This window comes from Streptomyces marispadix (genome assembly GCF_022524345.1).
GTDB lineage: Bacteria > Actinomycetota > Actinomycetes > Streptomycetales > Streptomycetaceae > Streptomyces > Streptomyces marispadix.
On record NZ_JAKWJU010000002.1, the window covers coordinates 3,840,990 to 3,857,129 of the forward strand.

Here is a 16,140-nt window from a genome sequence, read left to right on the forward strand (position 1 = left end):
CGGGCGTCGGTCCGGTACGGCACTTCGGCGGCGTTCCCTGCTGTCCCGGCCGCCGGTGATCATGTGCGCCGCTCCCCCTTTTTTTGCGAGCAGCCTTTTGCGAGCAGCACGAAGCTTCCGCTCCGCCCGTGGTGGGTCAGGCCCCGTACGGAAGCCGGAGCGACCCGGTCCGCGGACGTCCTGAGCGGGCCCGGCAGCCTGCATCCGCGCTCCGGCCGAGCGCTTCCGCCCGTAGCGCGTCCCGGAACCCCTAACGCGGCTTGAGAGTTGAGCGTCGGGCTCCGGAGCCCGGACCGGCCGCACCCCGGGCCGGCCGACGAACCTCCGCCGTCACGCACCGTCGACCCCCGCTAGACTCTCCCGCTGCTGTGTGTGTCCGTGCGTACGCGGAAAGTGACCGGCGCAAGAACCACGAGGTGCAAGGCTGTTCGCCCTGAGCGGATGCCTTCAGCCGACTCCGACAAGCACGGCATGGAGTGTCAGTGCGAGCGGGTAAGAAGGTTCCAGGTCGGTCCTGCCTGCTTCTTCAGGCCGGACAGCAGCGCAAAGGCAGCAGCACGAGGACCTGGCGGCACGGGGGTGTGAGGGGCTATGCGGACGAGCCGGGAGCGTTTCGGCCAAGAGCCGTTCGCCGTGGGCGTAGTGAATCACGGCGGATACGCCTGGCCTGCGGGAACATCGTCTCGCACCATCGGGTTGGAACTGTTGTCGACTGTTCGGGGAAGGAGGCCCGACTGTGCTTCCCAAGGGAGCGTGGCCGGTCGTCGGCGCAGCCGGGCCGGAGTCGGCAGATGGAATGAGCGGTCCCCGCTTGCGGGACTAAGCTGCGGAAGGACAGAGAGGGGAGCGTCCCCTTACTGCCTGACCGCTCTGAGGAGCGATTAACGATGTTCGAGAGGTTCACCGACCGCGCGCGGCGGGTTGTCGTCCTGGCTCAGGAAGAAGCCCGGATGCTCAACCACAACTACATCGGCACCGAGCACATCCTCCTGGGCCTGATCCACGAGGGTGAGGGTGTCGCCGCTAAGGCACTGGAGAGCCTCGGGATTTCGCTCGAGGCGGTCCGTCAGCAGGTGGAGGAGATCATCGGCCAGGGCCAGCAGGCCCCCTCCGGCCACATCCCCTTCACGCCCCGTGCGAAGAAGGTCCTGGAGCTGTCGCTCCGCGAGGCCCTTCAGCTCGGCCACAACTACATCGGTACGGAGCACATCCTGCTCGGCCTGATCCGCGAGGGCGAGGGCGTCGCAGCCCAGGTCCTCGTGAAGCTGGGCGCCGATCTGAACCGGGTGCGGCAGCAGGTCATCCAGCTGCTCTCCGGCTACTCCGGCGGCAAGGAGGCGGCGACGGCCGGCGGCCCCGCCGAGGGCACGCCCTCGACCTCCCTCGTCCTGGACCAGTTCGGCCGCAACCTCACGCAGGCCGCCCGCGAATCCAAGCTCGACCCGGTCATCGGGCGCGAGAAGGAGATCGAGCGGGTCATGCAGGTGCTCTCGCGCCGTACGAAGAACAACCCGGTGCTCATCGGCGAGCCCGGCGTCGGCAAGACCGCGGTCGTCGAGGGCCTGGCCCAGGCGATCGTCAAGGGCGAGGTGCCCGAGACCCTGAAGGACAAGCACCTCTACACCCTCGACCTGGGCGCGCTGGTCGCCGGCTCCCGCTACCGCGGTGACTTCGAGGAGCGCCTGAAGAAGGTGCTCAAGGAGATCCGCACCCGCGGCGACATCATCCTGTTCATCGACGAGCTGCACACGCTGGTCGGTGCGGGCGCCGCCGAGGGCGCGATCGACGCCGCGAGCATCCTCAAGCCGATGCTGGCCCGCGGTGAACTCCAGACCATCGGCGCCACGACGCTCGACGAGTACCGCAAGCACCTGGAGAAGGACGCGGCCCTCGAGCGCCGCTTCCAGCCGATCCAGGTCGCCGAGCCGTCGCTGCCGCACACCATCGAGATCCTCAAGGGCCTGCGCGACCGGTACGAGGCGCACCACCGCGTCTCGATCACCGACGCCGCCCTGGTCGGCGCGGCCACGCTCGCCGACCGCTACATCTCCGACCGCTTCCTCCCGGACAAGGCGATCGATCTGATCGACGAGGCCGGTTCCCGTATGCGGATCCGCAGGATGACCGCGCCGCCGGACCTGCGCGAGTTCGACGAGAAGATCGCGAACGTCCGCCGGGACAAGGAGTCGGCGATCGACTCGCAGGACTTCGAGAAGGCCGCCTCGCTCCGTGACACGGAGAAGCAGCTCCTGGCGCAGAAGGCCAAGCGGGAGAAGGAGTGGAAGGCAGGCGACATGGACGTCGTCGCCGAGGTCGACGAGGAGCTGATCGCGGAGGTCCTGGCCACGGCCACGGGCATCCCGGTCTTCAAGCTCACCGAGGAGGAGTCCTCGCGACTGCTGCGCATGGAGGACGAGCTGCACAAGCGCGTCATCGGGCAGGAGGACGCCATCAAGGCGCTCTCCCAGGCGATCCGGCGTACGCGCGCCGGGCTGAAGGACCCGAAGCGCCCCGGTGGTTCGTTCATCTTCGCGGGCCCGTCCGGCGTCGGTAAGACGGAGCTGTCCAAGACGCTCGCCGAGTTCCTCTTCGGCGACGAGGAGGCGCTGATCTCCCTCGACATGTCGGAGTTCAGCGAGAAGCACACCGTCTCCCGGCTGTTCGGCTCGCCTCCCGGATACGTGGGTTACGAGGAGGGCGGCCAGCTCACGGAGAAGGTGCGGCGCAAGCCGTTCTCCGTCGTCCTCTTCGACGAGGTGGAGAAGGCGCACGCCGACATCTTCAACTCGCTGCTCCAGATCCTGGAGGACGGTCGCCTGACCGACTCCCAGGGCAGGGTCGTCGACTTCAAGAACACGGTCATCATCATGACGACCAACCTCGGCACCCGGGACATCTCCAAGGGGTTCAACCTGGGCTTCGCCGGACAGGGCGACGTCAGCGCCGGATACGACCGGATGAAGGCCAAGGTCAACGACGAGCTGAAGCAGCACTTCCGTCCGGAGTTCCTCAACCGTGTCGACGACACGGTGGTCTTCCACCAGCTCACTCAGGACGACATCATCCGGATCGTCGACCTGATGCTGGCGATGGTGGACGAGCGGCTCAAGGACCGCGACATGGGCCTGGAGCTGAGCACGGACGCCAAGGAGCTGCTCGCCAAGCGGGGTTACGACCCGGTGATGGGCGCCCGGCCGCTGCGCCGGACGATCCAGCGGGAGATCGAGGACCAGCTCTCCGAGAAGATCCTCTTCGGTGATCTGCGTCCCGGTCACATCGTGGTCGTGGACACCGAGGGCGAGACCGACGAGGAGAAGAAGTTCACCTTCCGCGGTGAGGAGAAGGCGGCACTGCCGGACGCACCTCCGGTGGAGTCCGCTGCGGGCGGCGGCCCGAACCTCTCCAAGGAGGCGTGAGCTTGGACTGAGGCCGGGCTCCGGCCCGGCCGGTCCTCGGCGACGGATCTGCGCGCCGTGGCGGCACTGCCGCCACGGCGCGCAGGCGTTTGCTGGGAGGTCGCTGACTGCGAGGGCGGCGCCCGCGATGTCGTCACCCGGCAAGCCCCGCCGGCGCCCGTAGCCGCCGGGTCCGCGTCATCTGCCGGTGACGATGATCCGTACGCCGTCGGGCACGTCGCTCACCGGCGGGAGACGCCGGTCCACCCGCAGGGACATCAGATGAGGGAAGGCGCTCAGCCACCCCATGCGCATGCCCGCTTCGAGATCGCACGAGAGCCACAGATGAGTGAGCCCGTCGGGCACCAGGCCGTCGACCAGCTCACCCGGTGTGAAGGGGCCGCCGATCTGCACCTGCGGACGTCCGCCGAGCTTGCGTAGCGCGGCCAGCTCCTGGCGGTCCCGTACGGGCAGGAAGAGCCCTTCCGGATTGAGGTGCCGGATGACTTCCTCCGCGTAGCGCTCGGTCTCGAAGTTCCGCCAGCCGCGGGCGAGTTCGGTGCGTACCTTCAGCGACTTCCGGTCACGTAGCCCGGCCAGATAGTCCACCGCGGCGTCGTCGTCGATGCGGGTCACCGTGAGCGCCAGACGGTACGCCTGCTCGTCCGAGACGGTCGCCGGGTCGGGGAGCATCTCCAGGACGATCGGACCCACGAAGCCGAGCCTGAGCGCGGAGTCGTCGTCGCTGGGCGAGACCAGGTTCCGGGTCTCGCGGCGTACGCGGGCATAGGTCTCCGGGTCGACCTCCGTGACGTGCTCCAGACAGGCGGCGGCCATCAGCCGCCGGCGCTGGCGCTTCATGCCGAGCGCACCGGGAGCCAGCAGACCTTGCAGCAGCATGGCGCACTCGGCGGGGCGGGCGTGGGCGACGGCCATGCGGATGACCTCTTCCCACTCCGGCTCATGGGCGTGGTCCAGCAGCAGATCGAGGTCGCCCTGTTCGACGATCTCCTTCGCCGCGAGGTAGTCCTGCACCGTGCGGTGTACGAACTCCACCGATCTGCCGGGCTGTTCGCGCAGCACCCCCGTACGCAGCAGCAGATGGTCGAGGATCTGCTCGGGGCATACGTCCTGCAATGCGACGGCGGGGATCGCGGTGGCGTACCTCTCGACCTCGCGCAGCGCGGTCCGGTGGTCGAGCACGGCGTGCCCGCCGACGAGCATTCGATGGGCGAGCTTGCGCAACAGCCGTTCGCGGGGGGCGCGTTCGAGCTCGACGGGGTCCGCGTGCACGACCTGGCGTTCCGGGTCGCGGCGTTGCAGAAGCATCGCCATGGCGGCCTCGTACAGCTCCTTGCGGCCCTGGGGGAGGAAGCCCGCCCGGTCGACGTTGAGTGCGCAGATGAGGCCGCACATCAGGGGGTTGGTGGCGAGGACGCGCAGTTCGCGGTGGAGGGGGATGGACCGCAGCAGCATGTCCCTGTAGCGGTCGAGCTGTGCGTCGGCGTCGTCGGACCTGTCCATACGGGCGGCCGTGTGCCAGGCGGTGATGAAGGCCGCGACCTGGTCGCGGTTCATGGGGGCGAGGGTGAGTTCGGTGAAGCCGTCCTCGGCCAGCCAGTTGGGCTCCACGGCGGTGGGTCGGGAGGTGACGAGGCAGAGACTGCCGGGGTGTTCGCGCAGCAGGGGGCGCAACTGCTCGTGCAGCGCCCGCCGTTGGGGTTCGGGCACCTCGTCGATGCCGTCGATGAGGAGCAGTGCGCGCCCGGCGGCGAGTACGCGGGCGACCCAGCCTTCGGGCGCCTCGTCGGCGAGTTCGTGGCCCGCGACGGAGAGGAAGTCGCCGGGGGCGGGAAAGCCCTCCTCGGCGAACCGCCGTACGGGCAGCACGAACGGGATGCGGCTGCGCAGCCCTTGCAGCTCCTCCGGGAGGGCGGCGCCTGCCGTGGAGACGGCCAGCCACTGTATGACCGTGGTCTTGCCGGAGCCTGCCACTCCGCGCAGCAGTACCCGTTCGTGCCTGGCCAGTGCCTTCTCCGCGGTCATCACCGGGTCCACGGAGGCGGCCCCGGGCTCGGTGTCGCCGCCTTCCTCGTCCGGTGCGCTCGACGAGGTCGCCGAGGGTGTTGCGGGGGCCGAGAGCGCCGAGGTCGCCGAGGGCGTGGCGGGCGCCGCCGCGAGGGGGCTGAACTCCGCGGACAGGCTCAGATATGTGGCCTCCAGCGGCCAGTCGGCGGGCGTCGCGGGATTGTCGAGGTCTATGCCGCAGATGGTGATGCGGTCGTACTGCTCGATGACGTGCCGCAGATAGCGTTCCTCGAATTCGACGTCCTCGGCCGAGCGCGGGTCGCGGCTGGTGCTCGTGGCCTCCGCGTCGTTGAGTTCGACGAGTTCGCCGATGTGGTGGGCCTGTTCGGGGAGTTGCCCGGCGAGGCCGGGGGAGCGCTCCAGCAGCAGCCGGAGGAAGTGCAGGCATACGGCGGCCAGCAGCTCGTCGTAGAACCGGGCGGCCTCGGGGGAGAGTTCGCGGTCGGCTCCCGGCACGGCGGAGTGGAGGAGCTGTGCAAACGCGGGCGGCCCGAGCCGTACGGCCTCGGCGTCGGTGGTGTCGAGTTCGCCGGCGGCCCACAGCGTACGGGCGAGGACGCCGGCCGTGCCCGACTCCTCGGCGGCGGACAGCCGGTGCCCGGTGGCCCGCAGCCCGAGGTGGACCAACTCCGCGGCCGTCTCGAACAGTTCGTCCCATCCGAGGGCCGGGTCCTCACCGCGGAAGGCCAGCAGATGCGCCATGAGCCGCCCCGAGCCGGACGACGGTGCGTCGGCGGCGGCCGAGGCGGGCACGAAGAGCGGGCCGATGAGCGGTTCGACGACGGCGGACGTGAGACGTACGACGGGTTCGGCGGGCTGTTCCATGGAGACGGGACTCCCGGCAGGGTGTTGGCATGTGGACGGGTGGGGGGGGGCCGCCGCATGACAGAGCGTCAATGTGCGTCAGGTCACTACGAGTTCAGCCTATTCGGCGGAAGCGGCGCTCGGCCACGGGGTGGACGACGGGCTCACGGGCGCGGACGGGGGCGCACGGTGACGGACACGGATTCGCCGAAGGTGCGCTGGGCGGACTCCCGTACGTCGGGCGTCGGTTGACGCAGGTGCAGGTTGCGCAGACCGTGCAGCCGGGTCAGCGGTGTCAGATCGGTGCCGTACCAGGGGTTCAGAAGGGTGATCGACTCGGTCTCCGGGAAGTGCTCGGGGATCAGGCGAAGCCACGGCGCGGTCTCGTATACGCAGAGGAGGATGATGCTGCGCACTGTGGGCAATGCCGGTCCACCGTCGAGGAGTTCGAGCATGCGGGAGTCGACCATCAGGTCCGACAGCCGGGGTAGTTCCGCGATCTCGGCCCAGTCGTTCGGGACCGAGGACAGGTCGACGATGTCGAGTTCGGTGAGGCCAGTGAACCGGGAGAGGCCAGCCAGCTCGCAGTCGGTGTTCTCCAGGGACAGCGATTCCAGCGACTCCAGAACCGGCAGCTCGTCGATGCGGAGCAAAGCGGGCTCCTGCAACAAGAGCTTCCGCAGGCTGGGCATCGACGGCAGGATCTGCGTCTCGTACATGTGAAGGGTGAGGGTGTGCAGCGGCACGTCCGCGAGGCGAGTGAGGTCCGGCACCTCCGGCGCGGCCAGTGTGAGTTCGGAAAGACGGCGAAACCGTGGGAGGAAGTCAAGGTCTCGGACCGACCTGTTCCCTGCGAGCCACAGTTCGGTGATCGCATCCTCCGGGAGCGCCTCGGAGATCTCCTCGGCCGTGAAGTCGCCGTGCAGGTACACCCGTGGCGGCGGCCCCATCCGGGAAAGCAGGCCCAGCTCTTCCTTCGAACGGACCGTGATCGGAACGTCTTCCCGGCTCAGTAGCGGCGCGATGATCTCCCTCCCGTACGCCTCCGTGTCGAACCGGTCCCAGTGGCTTGCCAGTTGGCTCAGCACGCCCGGCCGGGAGTCGTCGCGGAACTCGGCGAGCCGCGCCAGCGCCGCGTCCGAGCCGAACTGCGCAATGGCGTGGGCAACGGCCTCCGCCTCGTCGTCCTCCAGCATCTCCGGGCCGGGCAGCAGCTCAAGCGCCACCGGTCCCACTCCCGCGAGCGCCTTCGCCTCGTCGAAGCTGCGCGGTGGGAACATCGCCGCCGCCCGGAGCTCGACCTCCTCCCGTACCCGCGGGTCCAGGTTCGTGGCGTGTTCCAGGCAGGCTGTGGCCAGCAGATACAGCCTGATGCGCGGCTCCGGCTCCGCGTCGCCGCGCTCGATCAGGGTGCGCAGAATGCGCGCCCGCTCGTCGGGCCGGGCGTGGGCGACGGCCATCCGTACGACGTCGTCCCATTGGTCCTCGTGCGCGTGCCGTGCCAGCAGGTCGAAGTCCCGCTCCTGCACCAACTCCCGTGCGGCCAGATAGTCCTGGAAGGTGCGGTGTACGAAGTCGACGGCGCCGTCGACCGGTTCGCGCAGCAGCCCGGAGCGTACGAGCAGGAAGCGGAGGATGTCCTCGGGGGAGCCCTGTGCCTGTGCGTAGGGCATGGAGGGGAGCACCCGCTCCAGCAGCCCGACCGCGTCCGAACGCTCCATCTCCGCACGCCCGTTGCGGATCAGCCAGTACGCCAGCTTCTGGAGCAGCTCGGTCTGCGACTCGCCGTCGAGGTCGATGCCGCCGGGCGACAGCGAGCCCAAGTGCCGCTCGCGGTCGCGGCGTTCGAGCATCATGCTGAGCGCGGCGTCGTAGAGGGCCTTGCGGCCGCGCGGCAGAAAGCCGCGCCGCTCACGGTGCAGGGCGCAGATGAGGCCGCACATCAGCGGGTTGGTGGCGAGCCTCGCCAAGTCGGGCTTGACGCGCAGCTCTCCGAGCAGTGCCTCCTCCAACTCCCCTTCCACCGCTGCCGCCTTGTGCCAGCGCCGTACGAAGACCGCCACGTCCGCGGGTCGCATCGCCGACAGCGACAACTCCGCGAACTTGTCGCCGCTCAGCCAGTCCTCGCTGACTGCTGAGGGGCGCGAGGTGACCAGAAGCCTGTTGCCCGGGAAGGCGGTGAGCAGGTCGCGAAGCCAGCGGCGGGTGCGTTCGCGGTCGTCCTCGGGTACCTCGTCGATGCCGTCGACGAGGATCAGGCCGCGCTCGGCCGTCAGCACCCGGCTCGCCCAGCCATGGGGCTGGTTACCGGCTAAGGGGCAGCCCACAGCGCCCAAGAAGCCCTCGGGAGCGGGGAGTTCGGCGCCGCCCCGGGCCAGGGTGCGCAGCGGCAGTACGAACGGCACCATGCCCGTGAGCCGGGTCAGCTCGCCGGTGAGGCGGTCCTGCCCGTCGTCCCCGGCCGTCGAGACCGCCAGCCACTGCATCAGCGTGGTCTTGCCCGACCCGGCCACTCCGCGCAGCAGTACGCGCTTGTGCCCGGCGAGGGCCTCGTCCACGCGCCGGGAGACCGGACGCCAGCCGTCGTGTGCGTCGTCGGCACCCGCCCAGGGGCCCGGCGCGGAGCGCTGCGTCACCTCCAGGTTCAAGTAGGCCGTGTCCAGGGGCCATTCGCTGGAGTGCTTCAGGTCGATGCCGTAGATGGTGATGCTGCTGTGCTTCTTCGCGACGTATGCCGCGTAGCGCTTCTCGAACGCCGCGTCCTCGCTCGTACGGGAGGCGAGCCGGGACAGCAACAGGTCGCTGCGGGCGACGAGTTCGGAGAGCTGGCGGCTCTGCTCGACGAGGGTGCGGGCGACGAAGGTGGAGCGCTGGGTGAAGAAGTGCAGGATGTGCAGGCACGCCGAGTCGAGCACGCGCTCGTACAGGGCTTCCGAGGCGCTGCTGAGGGCGGAGGCGGGGGCGGGCCCCGCGTGCCCGGCCGCTTCCAACAGTGCGCGCTTCAGGGCCTGTTCGCCCAGTGCGACGGCCTCTACGTCGTCCATCCGCAGGTCGCCGAGGGCGTGCAGGGTACGTACGAGAGCGTCGGTCACGGCCTCGGACTCGACGGGCTCGGCGTCCGCACCGGTCCCCTCCGCGGCGCGCTTCACCAACTCCCTTACGAGCCTGTGCAGTTCCTTCTCGGACAGGGTGCGCTTCTCGCCTGTGAAGGACAGCAGCGACGAGATCCGTACCGGCTTCTCGGCCAGCCCCGCGCCCGGCCCCTCCTTCACGAACAGCTTCTTCACCAGCGGCATCACGGCACTCGACGCGAGCCGTGCCCCCACCACTCCGGGTTCCATGGTGGTCAGAGTACGGGTCGTCAGCCCCTGGAGGACATGTCGCTTTCACGCACAACTGTCAGATGGCGAGGGAGAGTTGACGTATAGCGCGGTGCCGTCTCCGGCAGGACGAGCGTGTGCAGACGCGGGAAGGCCGACAGCCACTCCTGGCCGCCGTGACCATGACGCGCGTAGCCGTCGCGCAGCCACAGGTGGGTCAGTCTGCCGTGGTCGAGGTGCTCGAGAAGCTGGTCAGGGTGGTATCGGCCGACGATCTGCACGCGCGCACGGCCGCCCATGTCGCGCAGCGCCCGCAGATGGCCGGTGTGGTGAGCGGTGAAGTACAGGTCGGTCTCGTCGAGATGGGCGATGATCTCGCGGGCGTACTCGTCGGTGTCGAACCGGTGCCAGGCCCATACGAGTTGGCGGCGCAGCGCGAGCGACGGATGGCCGCGGAAGCGGGCGAGCACCGGCAGCGCCGCGTCCGTACCCGTGCGGGAGGCGGCGACGACCGCGCACGCCGCCTCCGCGTCGGTGAGCCCCTCGGGGCCGGGCAGCAGCCCGAGCAGCATCGGGCCGCCGATGTCGGCGACATGGCGGGCCGCGGACATGCTCCTGGGCGGGAAGAGCCGTGAGGTCCTGGCCTTGATCTCATGGCGTACGCGTGGATGGAGGTCCGTGGCCTGCTCAAGACAGGCGGCGGCCAGCAGCAGATTCCGCACGCCGGGACCGTCGTAGGCGACTTCGCCGGTCTCCTCGTCTCCGTCCGAACGCGCCGCAGTATTGCGCTGGTTGGGCACCGGCGACGGCCCCTCGGGCACACGCGCCACCAGTCCCCTCAGCAGCCGCGCACGGTCCATGCGGCCGCGCGTAGGCGACCGCCAGCCGGATCACGTCCTCCCAGTGGTCCTTGTGCGCGTTGTCCAGCAGCAGCGGGAAGTCGCCCTCCTCGACCGCGGCCTTGGCACCCAGCGCGTCCTGGAAGGTGCGGTGCACGAAGTCGACGCGCCCCGCGGCCGGTTCGCGCAGCAGGCCCGTGCGGTCCAGCAGGTGCCGTAGCACGCGGCGCGGCCGGGCGTCCCCGGACTCCCCCGCGGCGCTCGCCGGGAGCGCGCGGGCGAGCTGGGCGACGGCGTCCTCCTCGTCCATCTCCGTACGGCCGTTGCGGATCATCCAGTGCGCCAGCCGTTGCAGCAGCGGGATCTGCGCGTCCTTCGTCAGCCGGAGCCCTTCGGGCACCGGCACGTATCGCTCGCGGTCGCGGCTCTCCAGCAGCATCGACAGCGCCGCGTCGTAGAGATCCGTACGGCCGTAAGGAAGGGTCCCGCGACGCTCGCGGTGCAGCGCGCAAAGCAGGCCGCACATCAGGGGGTTGACGGCGAGGCGGCCCAGATCGGGGCTGGTGCGCACGGCCGTGACGAGGTCGTCGGCCAGCCCCGGTTCCGCCTCCGTCGCGCCGTGCCAGCGCCTGATGAACGCCGCCACGTCGTGACGCGACATCGGCGAGAGCGACAGCTCCGTGAAGCCTGCCCCGGCCAGCCAGTTCTCCGGGACCGCCGACGGACGGGACGTCACCAGCCACAGATTGCCCGGGAAGTCGGCGGCCAGCTCACGCAGCCAGCGCCGCGTCTCCTCCCGCCGCTCCGCCGGAATCTCGTCGACCCCGTCGACCAGCAGCAGCGCACGGCCCGCGCTCAGCACCCGGTCCGCCCAGCCGGGCGGCTGCGCACCGGCGAGGCCGCTGTGCACGGCGTGCAGGAAGCGCTCAGGGGAGGGCAGGCCGTCGCGGGCGATGCGGCGCAGCGGCAGCACGAACGGGACGCGGCCCAGCAGATGCGTCATCTGCTCGTCGTAGTTCTGCCGTGCCGCGGTGACGGCCAGCCACTGCATCAGCGTCGTCTTGCCGGAACCGGCGGCTCCGCGCAGCAGCACCCGGTCGGAGCCCGCGAGTACGCGGTCGGCGGGGAGCGGGGCGGCGGCCCTCAGCGGTTCGCGGCGCCCGGCACCGTGGCTGCCCTCTTCCCCGGCGCCGCTTCCGTCACCCTGCGGGTCCTGCGTCGCCTCCAGCGGCACATACGCGACGTCGAGGCGCCACTCGCGGGTGTGGCCCAAGTCGACGCCGTAGATGGTCAGTTCGCCGTGCTTACGTGCCATGTGCTCGGCGTAGCGCTGTTCGAAGCGCATGTCCTCGGAGGAGCGCGCGGGTATGCGCTCCAGGAGCAGATCCGTGGTGCTGATGAGGCGTTCGAGCTGCTGCGTCTGCTCGGCGAGCGTGCGCGGGATGAACGTCGAGCGCCTGCTGAAGAAGTCCAGGATGTGCAGGCACGCCGTGTGCAGCAGCGGCCTGAACTGCGCCTCCGCCTCTGCCGAGAGCGAGCGCGGGCGGGTCAGCAGCCTGGCCAGCCCCTCGGGCCCGAGGCGTACGGCCTGTACGTCGTCCATGTCCAGGTCGCCGAGGCTGTGCAGCGCCACGGCCAGGGCGTCGGCCAGCTCACGACGGGTCTCCTCGCCGGGGCCCTCGTGCGGGCCGGCGGCCTGTGCCGCACGGTCCGTCAGCTCCGCGGCCAGCCAGCGCACGTCCTTCTCGCCGAGGGTTCGCTGCTCGCCCCTGAAGGACACGAGCGACGAGATCCGTACCGGTCTGTCCGTCAGCCCCGCTCCCGGGCCCTCCTGCACGAACAGCTTCCTGACGATCGGTCCGACCGCCGCGGAGGCGATTCGCATGGCGATCGTGACGGGCTCCATGGACGGATCGTAGGGGACGGAAAGGGCGCGGGGCGCGGGAGTTGACGAGCCGTGGGAGTGCCTGTCCGTGCACGCTCACGGCGGTCGCCCTGCACCCGCGGTTACGCGACCCAGGTCACATCCGACGATGCGATCCGCCCGTGACGGCGCCTGCGGAGCGCCGCTCAGGGTGAGGTGCCGCACAGGCCCGTAGGCCACTACGAGCGCGCCTAGGAGCCTCGCGGGACCAAGGTCCCGGCCGCTTTCCGGGCCGTGAGCACCCGGTGCACGGCAGCCGCCGGGGCCCGGTGAAGCCGTCCCCGCCGATGGACGGCCGCATGGGCTCCGCCCGAATACCCCTTAAGAGTGCCTTGGTGTCCGCTCTATCCATACGGGCCCATTTAGTAATAACGCTCTTTGGTATGCCGGATCAGGCGGGTTACCAATGATTTGTCCCCACGAGATCCCACGCCTCGGGGTCAACCCAAGCCATTTCCGGAGGTAGTACCCGTATGTCGAAGACGCCCAAGAACGCGCACAAGCCCCGTGGTCGCACCAGGGTCGCCGTAATAGCGACCGGGCTGGGAGCCTCGGTGCTGCTGGGCGCGGGCTCGGCTGTCGCCGCCCACACGGACGGGCAGGGCGACGTCTTCGCGTCAGGAACCGCTACGCAGCTCGCCGACTCCGCACGCGCTCAGGCACATGAGCAGCACCAGGAGGCCCTGGCGAAGAAGAAGGCCGAGCAGCGCGCCAAGGACCGCAAGGCAGACCGGGGTTCGCGTGCCGCCGACCGCGAGGGCGGCGTGAAGAAGAACGCCAACGCCTGGACGAAGCCCGTCTCCGGCAAGTACGAGCTGAGCGCCGGCTTCGGCAACAGCGGCGGCCGCTGGGCGCACAAGCACTCCGGCCAGGACTTCGCGGTGCCCACGGGCACTCCTGTGAAGGCCGTACACGGCGGCACCGTCGTCAAGGCGGGCCCGAACGGCGCCGGCGACGGCTCCTCGTACGGCAACGCCATCGTGATCAAGCACGAGAACGGCACGTACTCGCAGTACGCGCACCTGTCGAAGCTGAACGTAAAGTCCGGCCAGAAGGTCGAGACCGGCCAGAAGATCGGCCTGTCGGGCTCGACGGGCAACTCGTCCGGTCCGCACCTGCACTTCGAGATCCGCAGCACCCCCGACTACGGATCCGGCAAGGAGCCGATCGAGGTCATGCGCTCGCACGGCGTGAAGGTGTGACGCCCGCGGCAGCGACTCGGCGACGCGTGTGACGGTGTGACCACGGAGCGGGGACCGGGGCCCCGGCGGTCGGACAGGACCGCCGGGGCCCCGCCCGTCTGCCGGGGTCCGTGCCGGCCGCCGGCCCGTCCCCGTAACGCACTGAGGCTCAGTCGTGTCCCTTGTGCGCGGTGGTAAGCATCTCCTGGGCGACTTCGAGCACGGCAAGGCGCTTGTCCTCGGGGTCGGCCTCGATGGTCTGCATGGTGAACATCCCCGCGTGCATCGTGAACAGCGAGGCGGAGCAACGTACTTGATCACTCAGCTCGGCGTCGGGGAGCTGGATGATGTCGAGCAGCTTCATCAGCCGCCCCTTGAAGGACTCGCCGATGCTCAGCTCGCGCATCGTCGCCTGGTTCTCCTGCATGAAGCGGAAGAGCGGGGCGGCGTGCTTCAGCACCTCGCTGTAGCGACGCAGCACCTCCAGCTTCGTCTCCAGGTCGCTGGGCTGCCCGGAGGCCCAGGCGATCAACTCGTCGCAGGGCCCGCCCAGGTCCTCGAACAGGCTGATGACGATGTCTTCTTTGGTCTTGAAGTGGTAGTAGAGCGCGGCCTTGGTGACGCCTAGATGCTCCGCGATCTCCCGTAGCGAGGTCTTCTCGTAACCGCGTGCCGCGAACAGCTCCAGGGCGACCTCCTGGATGCGCTGCCGCGTATTGCCCCTGCTCATGAGCGTCGGCCCCTCGTCCACAGAAAAACTTGCTTGACGCCCGGCTAGCGGCGTCCTACGTTACTCATGTTACTGACTGGCCGGGCGGCAAGTAAGGGAGACGGGGGAGCGAAATGAGCGCGGAAGCAGCGATAGGACCGGAGGAGCCGGGTCGGCCGGGTCCCGCAGGGCCGGGCGGGCCGAGTCTCGCGAAGCCGGACGGGCCGGTGCCCGCGAAGGAGACCGGGCAGTCCGGTACGAACGGGCAGTCCGGCACGGACGACGGCGGGCGCGGCCGCAGCGTACGGATGTCCGTCTTCGCGCTGATGATCGCCGTGATGCTGGCGATGCTCGACAACATGATCGTCGGCACCGCGATGCCCACGATCGTGGGCGAGCTGGGCGGGCTCGACCACCTCTCGTGGGTCGTGACCGCCTACACCCTCACCACGGCCGCGTCCACGCCCCTGTGGGGCAAGACCGGCGACATGTACGGGCGCAAGGGCGCCTTCCTCACATCCATCCTGATCTTCCTCGCCGGCTCGGTCGCCTCGGGCGCGGCACAGACGATGGCTCAGCTCATCGGCTTCCGCGCGCTCCAGGGCCTGGGCGCGGGCGGCCTGATGGTCGGCGCGATGTCCATCATGGGCGAGCTGGTGCCGCCCCGTGAGCGCGGCAAGTACATGGGCATGATGGCCGGAGTGATGTCGTTCGCCATGATCGGCGGACCGCTGGTGGGCGGCACCCTCACCGACCATCTCGGCTGGCGCTGGGCCTTCTACATCAACGTCCCGCTCGGCGGGATCGCGCTCGCCATGGTCGTGACGCTGCTGCACCTGCCCGCCAGGCGCTCGCAGGGCAGCATCGACTACGCCGGTGCGGCGCTGCTCACCACCGCGATCACCTCGGCCGTGCTCGTCACGAGCTGGGGCGGTACGGAGTACGACTGGTCCTCGCCGGTGATCGTCGGCCTCTCCGCCCTGGCCGTCGCCGCGGCAGCGGCGTTCCTGCTGGTGGAGCGCAGGGCCGTGGAGCCCGTACTGCCGCTGGGGGTCTTCCGCAGCCGCAACTTCTCGCTGATGACGGTCATCGGCTTCCTGCTGGGCTTCGTGATGTTCGGCGCGATGACGTTCCTGCCGCTCTACCAGCAGACCGTGCAGGGCGCCTCGGCGACCAACTCCGGGCTGCTGCTTCTGCCGGTGCTGCTGCCGATGATGGTCGTCTCCGTGATCACCGGCCGCGCCACCACTCGTACGGGCAGGTACCGCGCGTACCCGCTGATCGGCGGTGCCCTGATCCCAGCGGGGCTCTTCCTTCTCGCACAGCTCGACGTCGGTACGAGCAGGGTCACCTCGGCGCTCTACATGGTGGTGCTCGGCGCCGGCATGGGCTTCCTGATGCAGCTCACGATGCTGATCGCGCAGAACAGCGTGGAGCTGAAGGACATGGGCGTCGCCTCGTCCACGACCACGCTCTTCCGTACGATCGGCGGCTCCTTCGGCGTCGCCCTGATGGGCACCCTCTTCGCCGACCGCGTGCACGACAGCATGGCCGAGAGCGCGGCTGCGGCCGGAGGCCGCGGAGGCGCCGGTGGCGGCGGCCTGAGCGGTGACGGCGCTCCGGCGCAGCTCGACGCGGCCTCGCTGGAGCGGCTGCCCGCGGCGGTGCGCGAGGCGTACGAGTACGCGGTGGCCGACGGCACGCATGTGGTCTTCACGGTCGCCGCCGCCGCGGCGCTGCTGGGCTTCGTGGCCACCTGGTTCGTCAAGGAGGTACCGCTCAAGGGCGCCGACGGGGCGTCCGAGGAGAGCCCGGAGGAGTCGCCGGACTCCACGGACCCCTCGACGCGGGCGGAGGGCACTGTCAGTCCCGTGTGACAG

8 protein-coding genes are annotated in these 16,140 nt (G+C 69.8%); 3 read left to right on the top strand and 5 right to left on the bottom strand.

Annotation, left to right across the window (positions count from 1 at the left end):
- Positions 1–887 precede the first annotated feature (887 nt).
- Positions 888–3,416: an ATP-dependent Clp protease ATP-binding subunit gene (locus tag MMA15_RS16060; RefSeq protein WP_241060503.1), complete on the top strand. Its 2,529-nt coding sequence runs from the start codon at positions 888–890 to the stop codon at positions 3,414–3,416.
- Between the two features lie 177 nt (positions 3,417–3,593).
- Here MMA15_RS16060 and MMA15_RS16065 read toward each other — a convergent pair whose 3' ends face one another.
- From MMA15_RS16065 to MMA15_RS16080, 4 genes are all read right to left on the bottom strand, one after another.
- On the bottom strand, positions 3,594–6,308 hold the full coding sequence (locus tag MMA15_RS16065) for an NACHT domain-containing protein (protein WP_241060505.1): 2,715 nt from the start codon (positions 6,306–6,308) through the stop codon (positions 3,594–3,596).
- Between the two features lie 143 nt (positions 6,309–6,451).
- A complete protein-coding gene (locus MMA15_RS16070; protein WP_241060507.1) occupies positions 6,452–9,628 on the bottom strand; it encodes an NACHT domain-containing protein in 3,177 nt (1,058 codons plus the stop codon).
- A gap of 20 nt (positions 9,629–9,648) precedes the next feature.
- Positions 9,649–10,329 (bottom strand): hypothetical protein, encoded by a 681-nt coding sequence (locus MMA15_RS16075; RefSeq protein WP_241060509.1) that lies wholly within the window; start codon positions 10,327–10,329, stop codon positions 9,649–9,651.
- The gene (locus MMA15_RS16080; protein ID WP_241060510.1) at positions 10,295–12,352 is read right to left on the bottom strand and encodes an NACHT domain-containing protein; all 2,058 of its coding nucleotides are present in this window, start codon (positions 12,350–12,352) and stop codon (positions 10,295–10,297) included. Before MMA15_RS16080 ends, MMA15_RS16075 begins: the two co-directional genes overlap by 35 nt.
- Positions 12,353–12,843: 491 nt before the next feature.
- On the opposite strand from MMA15_RS16080, the gene MMA15_RS16085 reads away from it, so the two are divergent.
- Positions 12,844–13,572: a M23 family metallopeptidase gene (locus MMA15_RS16085; protein WP_241060512.1), complete on the top strand. Its 729-nt coding sequence runs from the start codon at positions 12,844–12,846 to the stop codon at positions 13,570–13,572.
- 148 nt (positions 13,573–13,720) lie between these two features.
- Here MMA15_RS16085 and MMA15_RS16090 read toward each other — a convergent pair whose 3' ends face one another.
- Positions 13,721–14,281 (bottom strand): TetR/AcrR family transcriptional regulator, encoded by a 561-nt coding sequence (locus MMA15_RS16090; protein ID WP_241060514.1) that lies wholly within the window; start codon positions 14,279–14,281, stop codon positions 13,721–13,723.
- A gap of 287 nt (positions 14,282–14,568) precedes the next feature.
- Between MMA15_RS16090 and MMA15_RS16095 the strand changes: the two genes are divergently transcribed.
- Positions 14,569–16,137, top strand: a complete 1,569-nt coding sequence (locus MMA15_RS16095; RefSeq protein WP_241063226.1) for an MDR family MFS transporter — start codon at positions 14,569–14,571, stop codon at positions 16,135–16,137.
- Positions 16,138–16,140: the final 3 nt, after the last annotated feature.

Coding starts and splice junctions, on each gene's coding strand:
- MMA15_RS16060 (WP_241060503.1), top strand. CDS start 888: ATGTTCGAGAGGTTCACCGACCGCGCGCGGCGGGTTGTCGTCCTGGCT.
- MMA15_RS16065 (WP_241060505.1), bottom strand. CDS start 6,308: ATGGAACAGCCCGCCGAACCCGTCGTACGTCTCACGTCCGCCGTCGTC.
- MMA15_RS16070 (WP_241060507.1), bottom strand. CDS start 9,628: ATGGAACCCGGAGTGGTGGGGGCACGGCTCGCGTCGAGTGCCGTGATG.
- MMA15_RS16080 (WP_241060510.1), bottom strand. CDS start 12,352: ATGGAGCCCGTCACGATCGCCATGCGAATCGCCTCCGCGGCGGTCGGA.
- MMA15_RS16085 (WP_241060512.1), top strand. CDS start 12,844: ATGTCGAAGACGCCCAAGAACGCGCACAAGCCCCGTGGTCGCACCAGG.
- MMA15_RS16090 (WP_241060514.1), bottom strand. CDS start 14,281: ATGAGCAGGGGCAATACGCGGCAGCGCATCCAGGAGGTCGCCCTGGAG.
- MMA15_RS16095 (WP_241063226.1), top strand. CDS start 14,569: ATGTCCGTCTTCGCGCTGATGATCGCCGTGATGCTGGCGATGCTCGAC.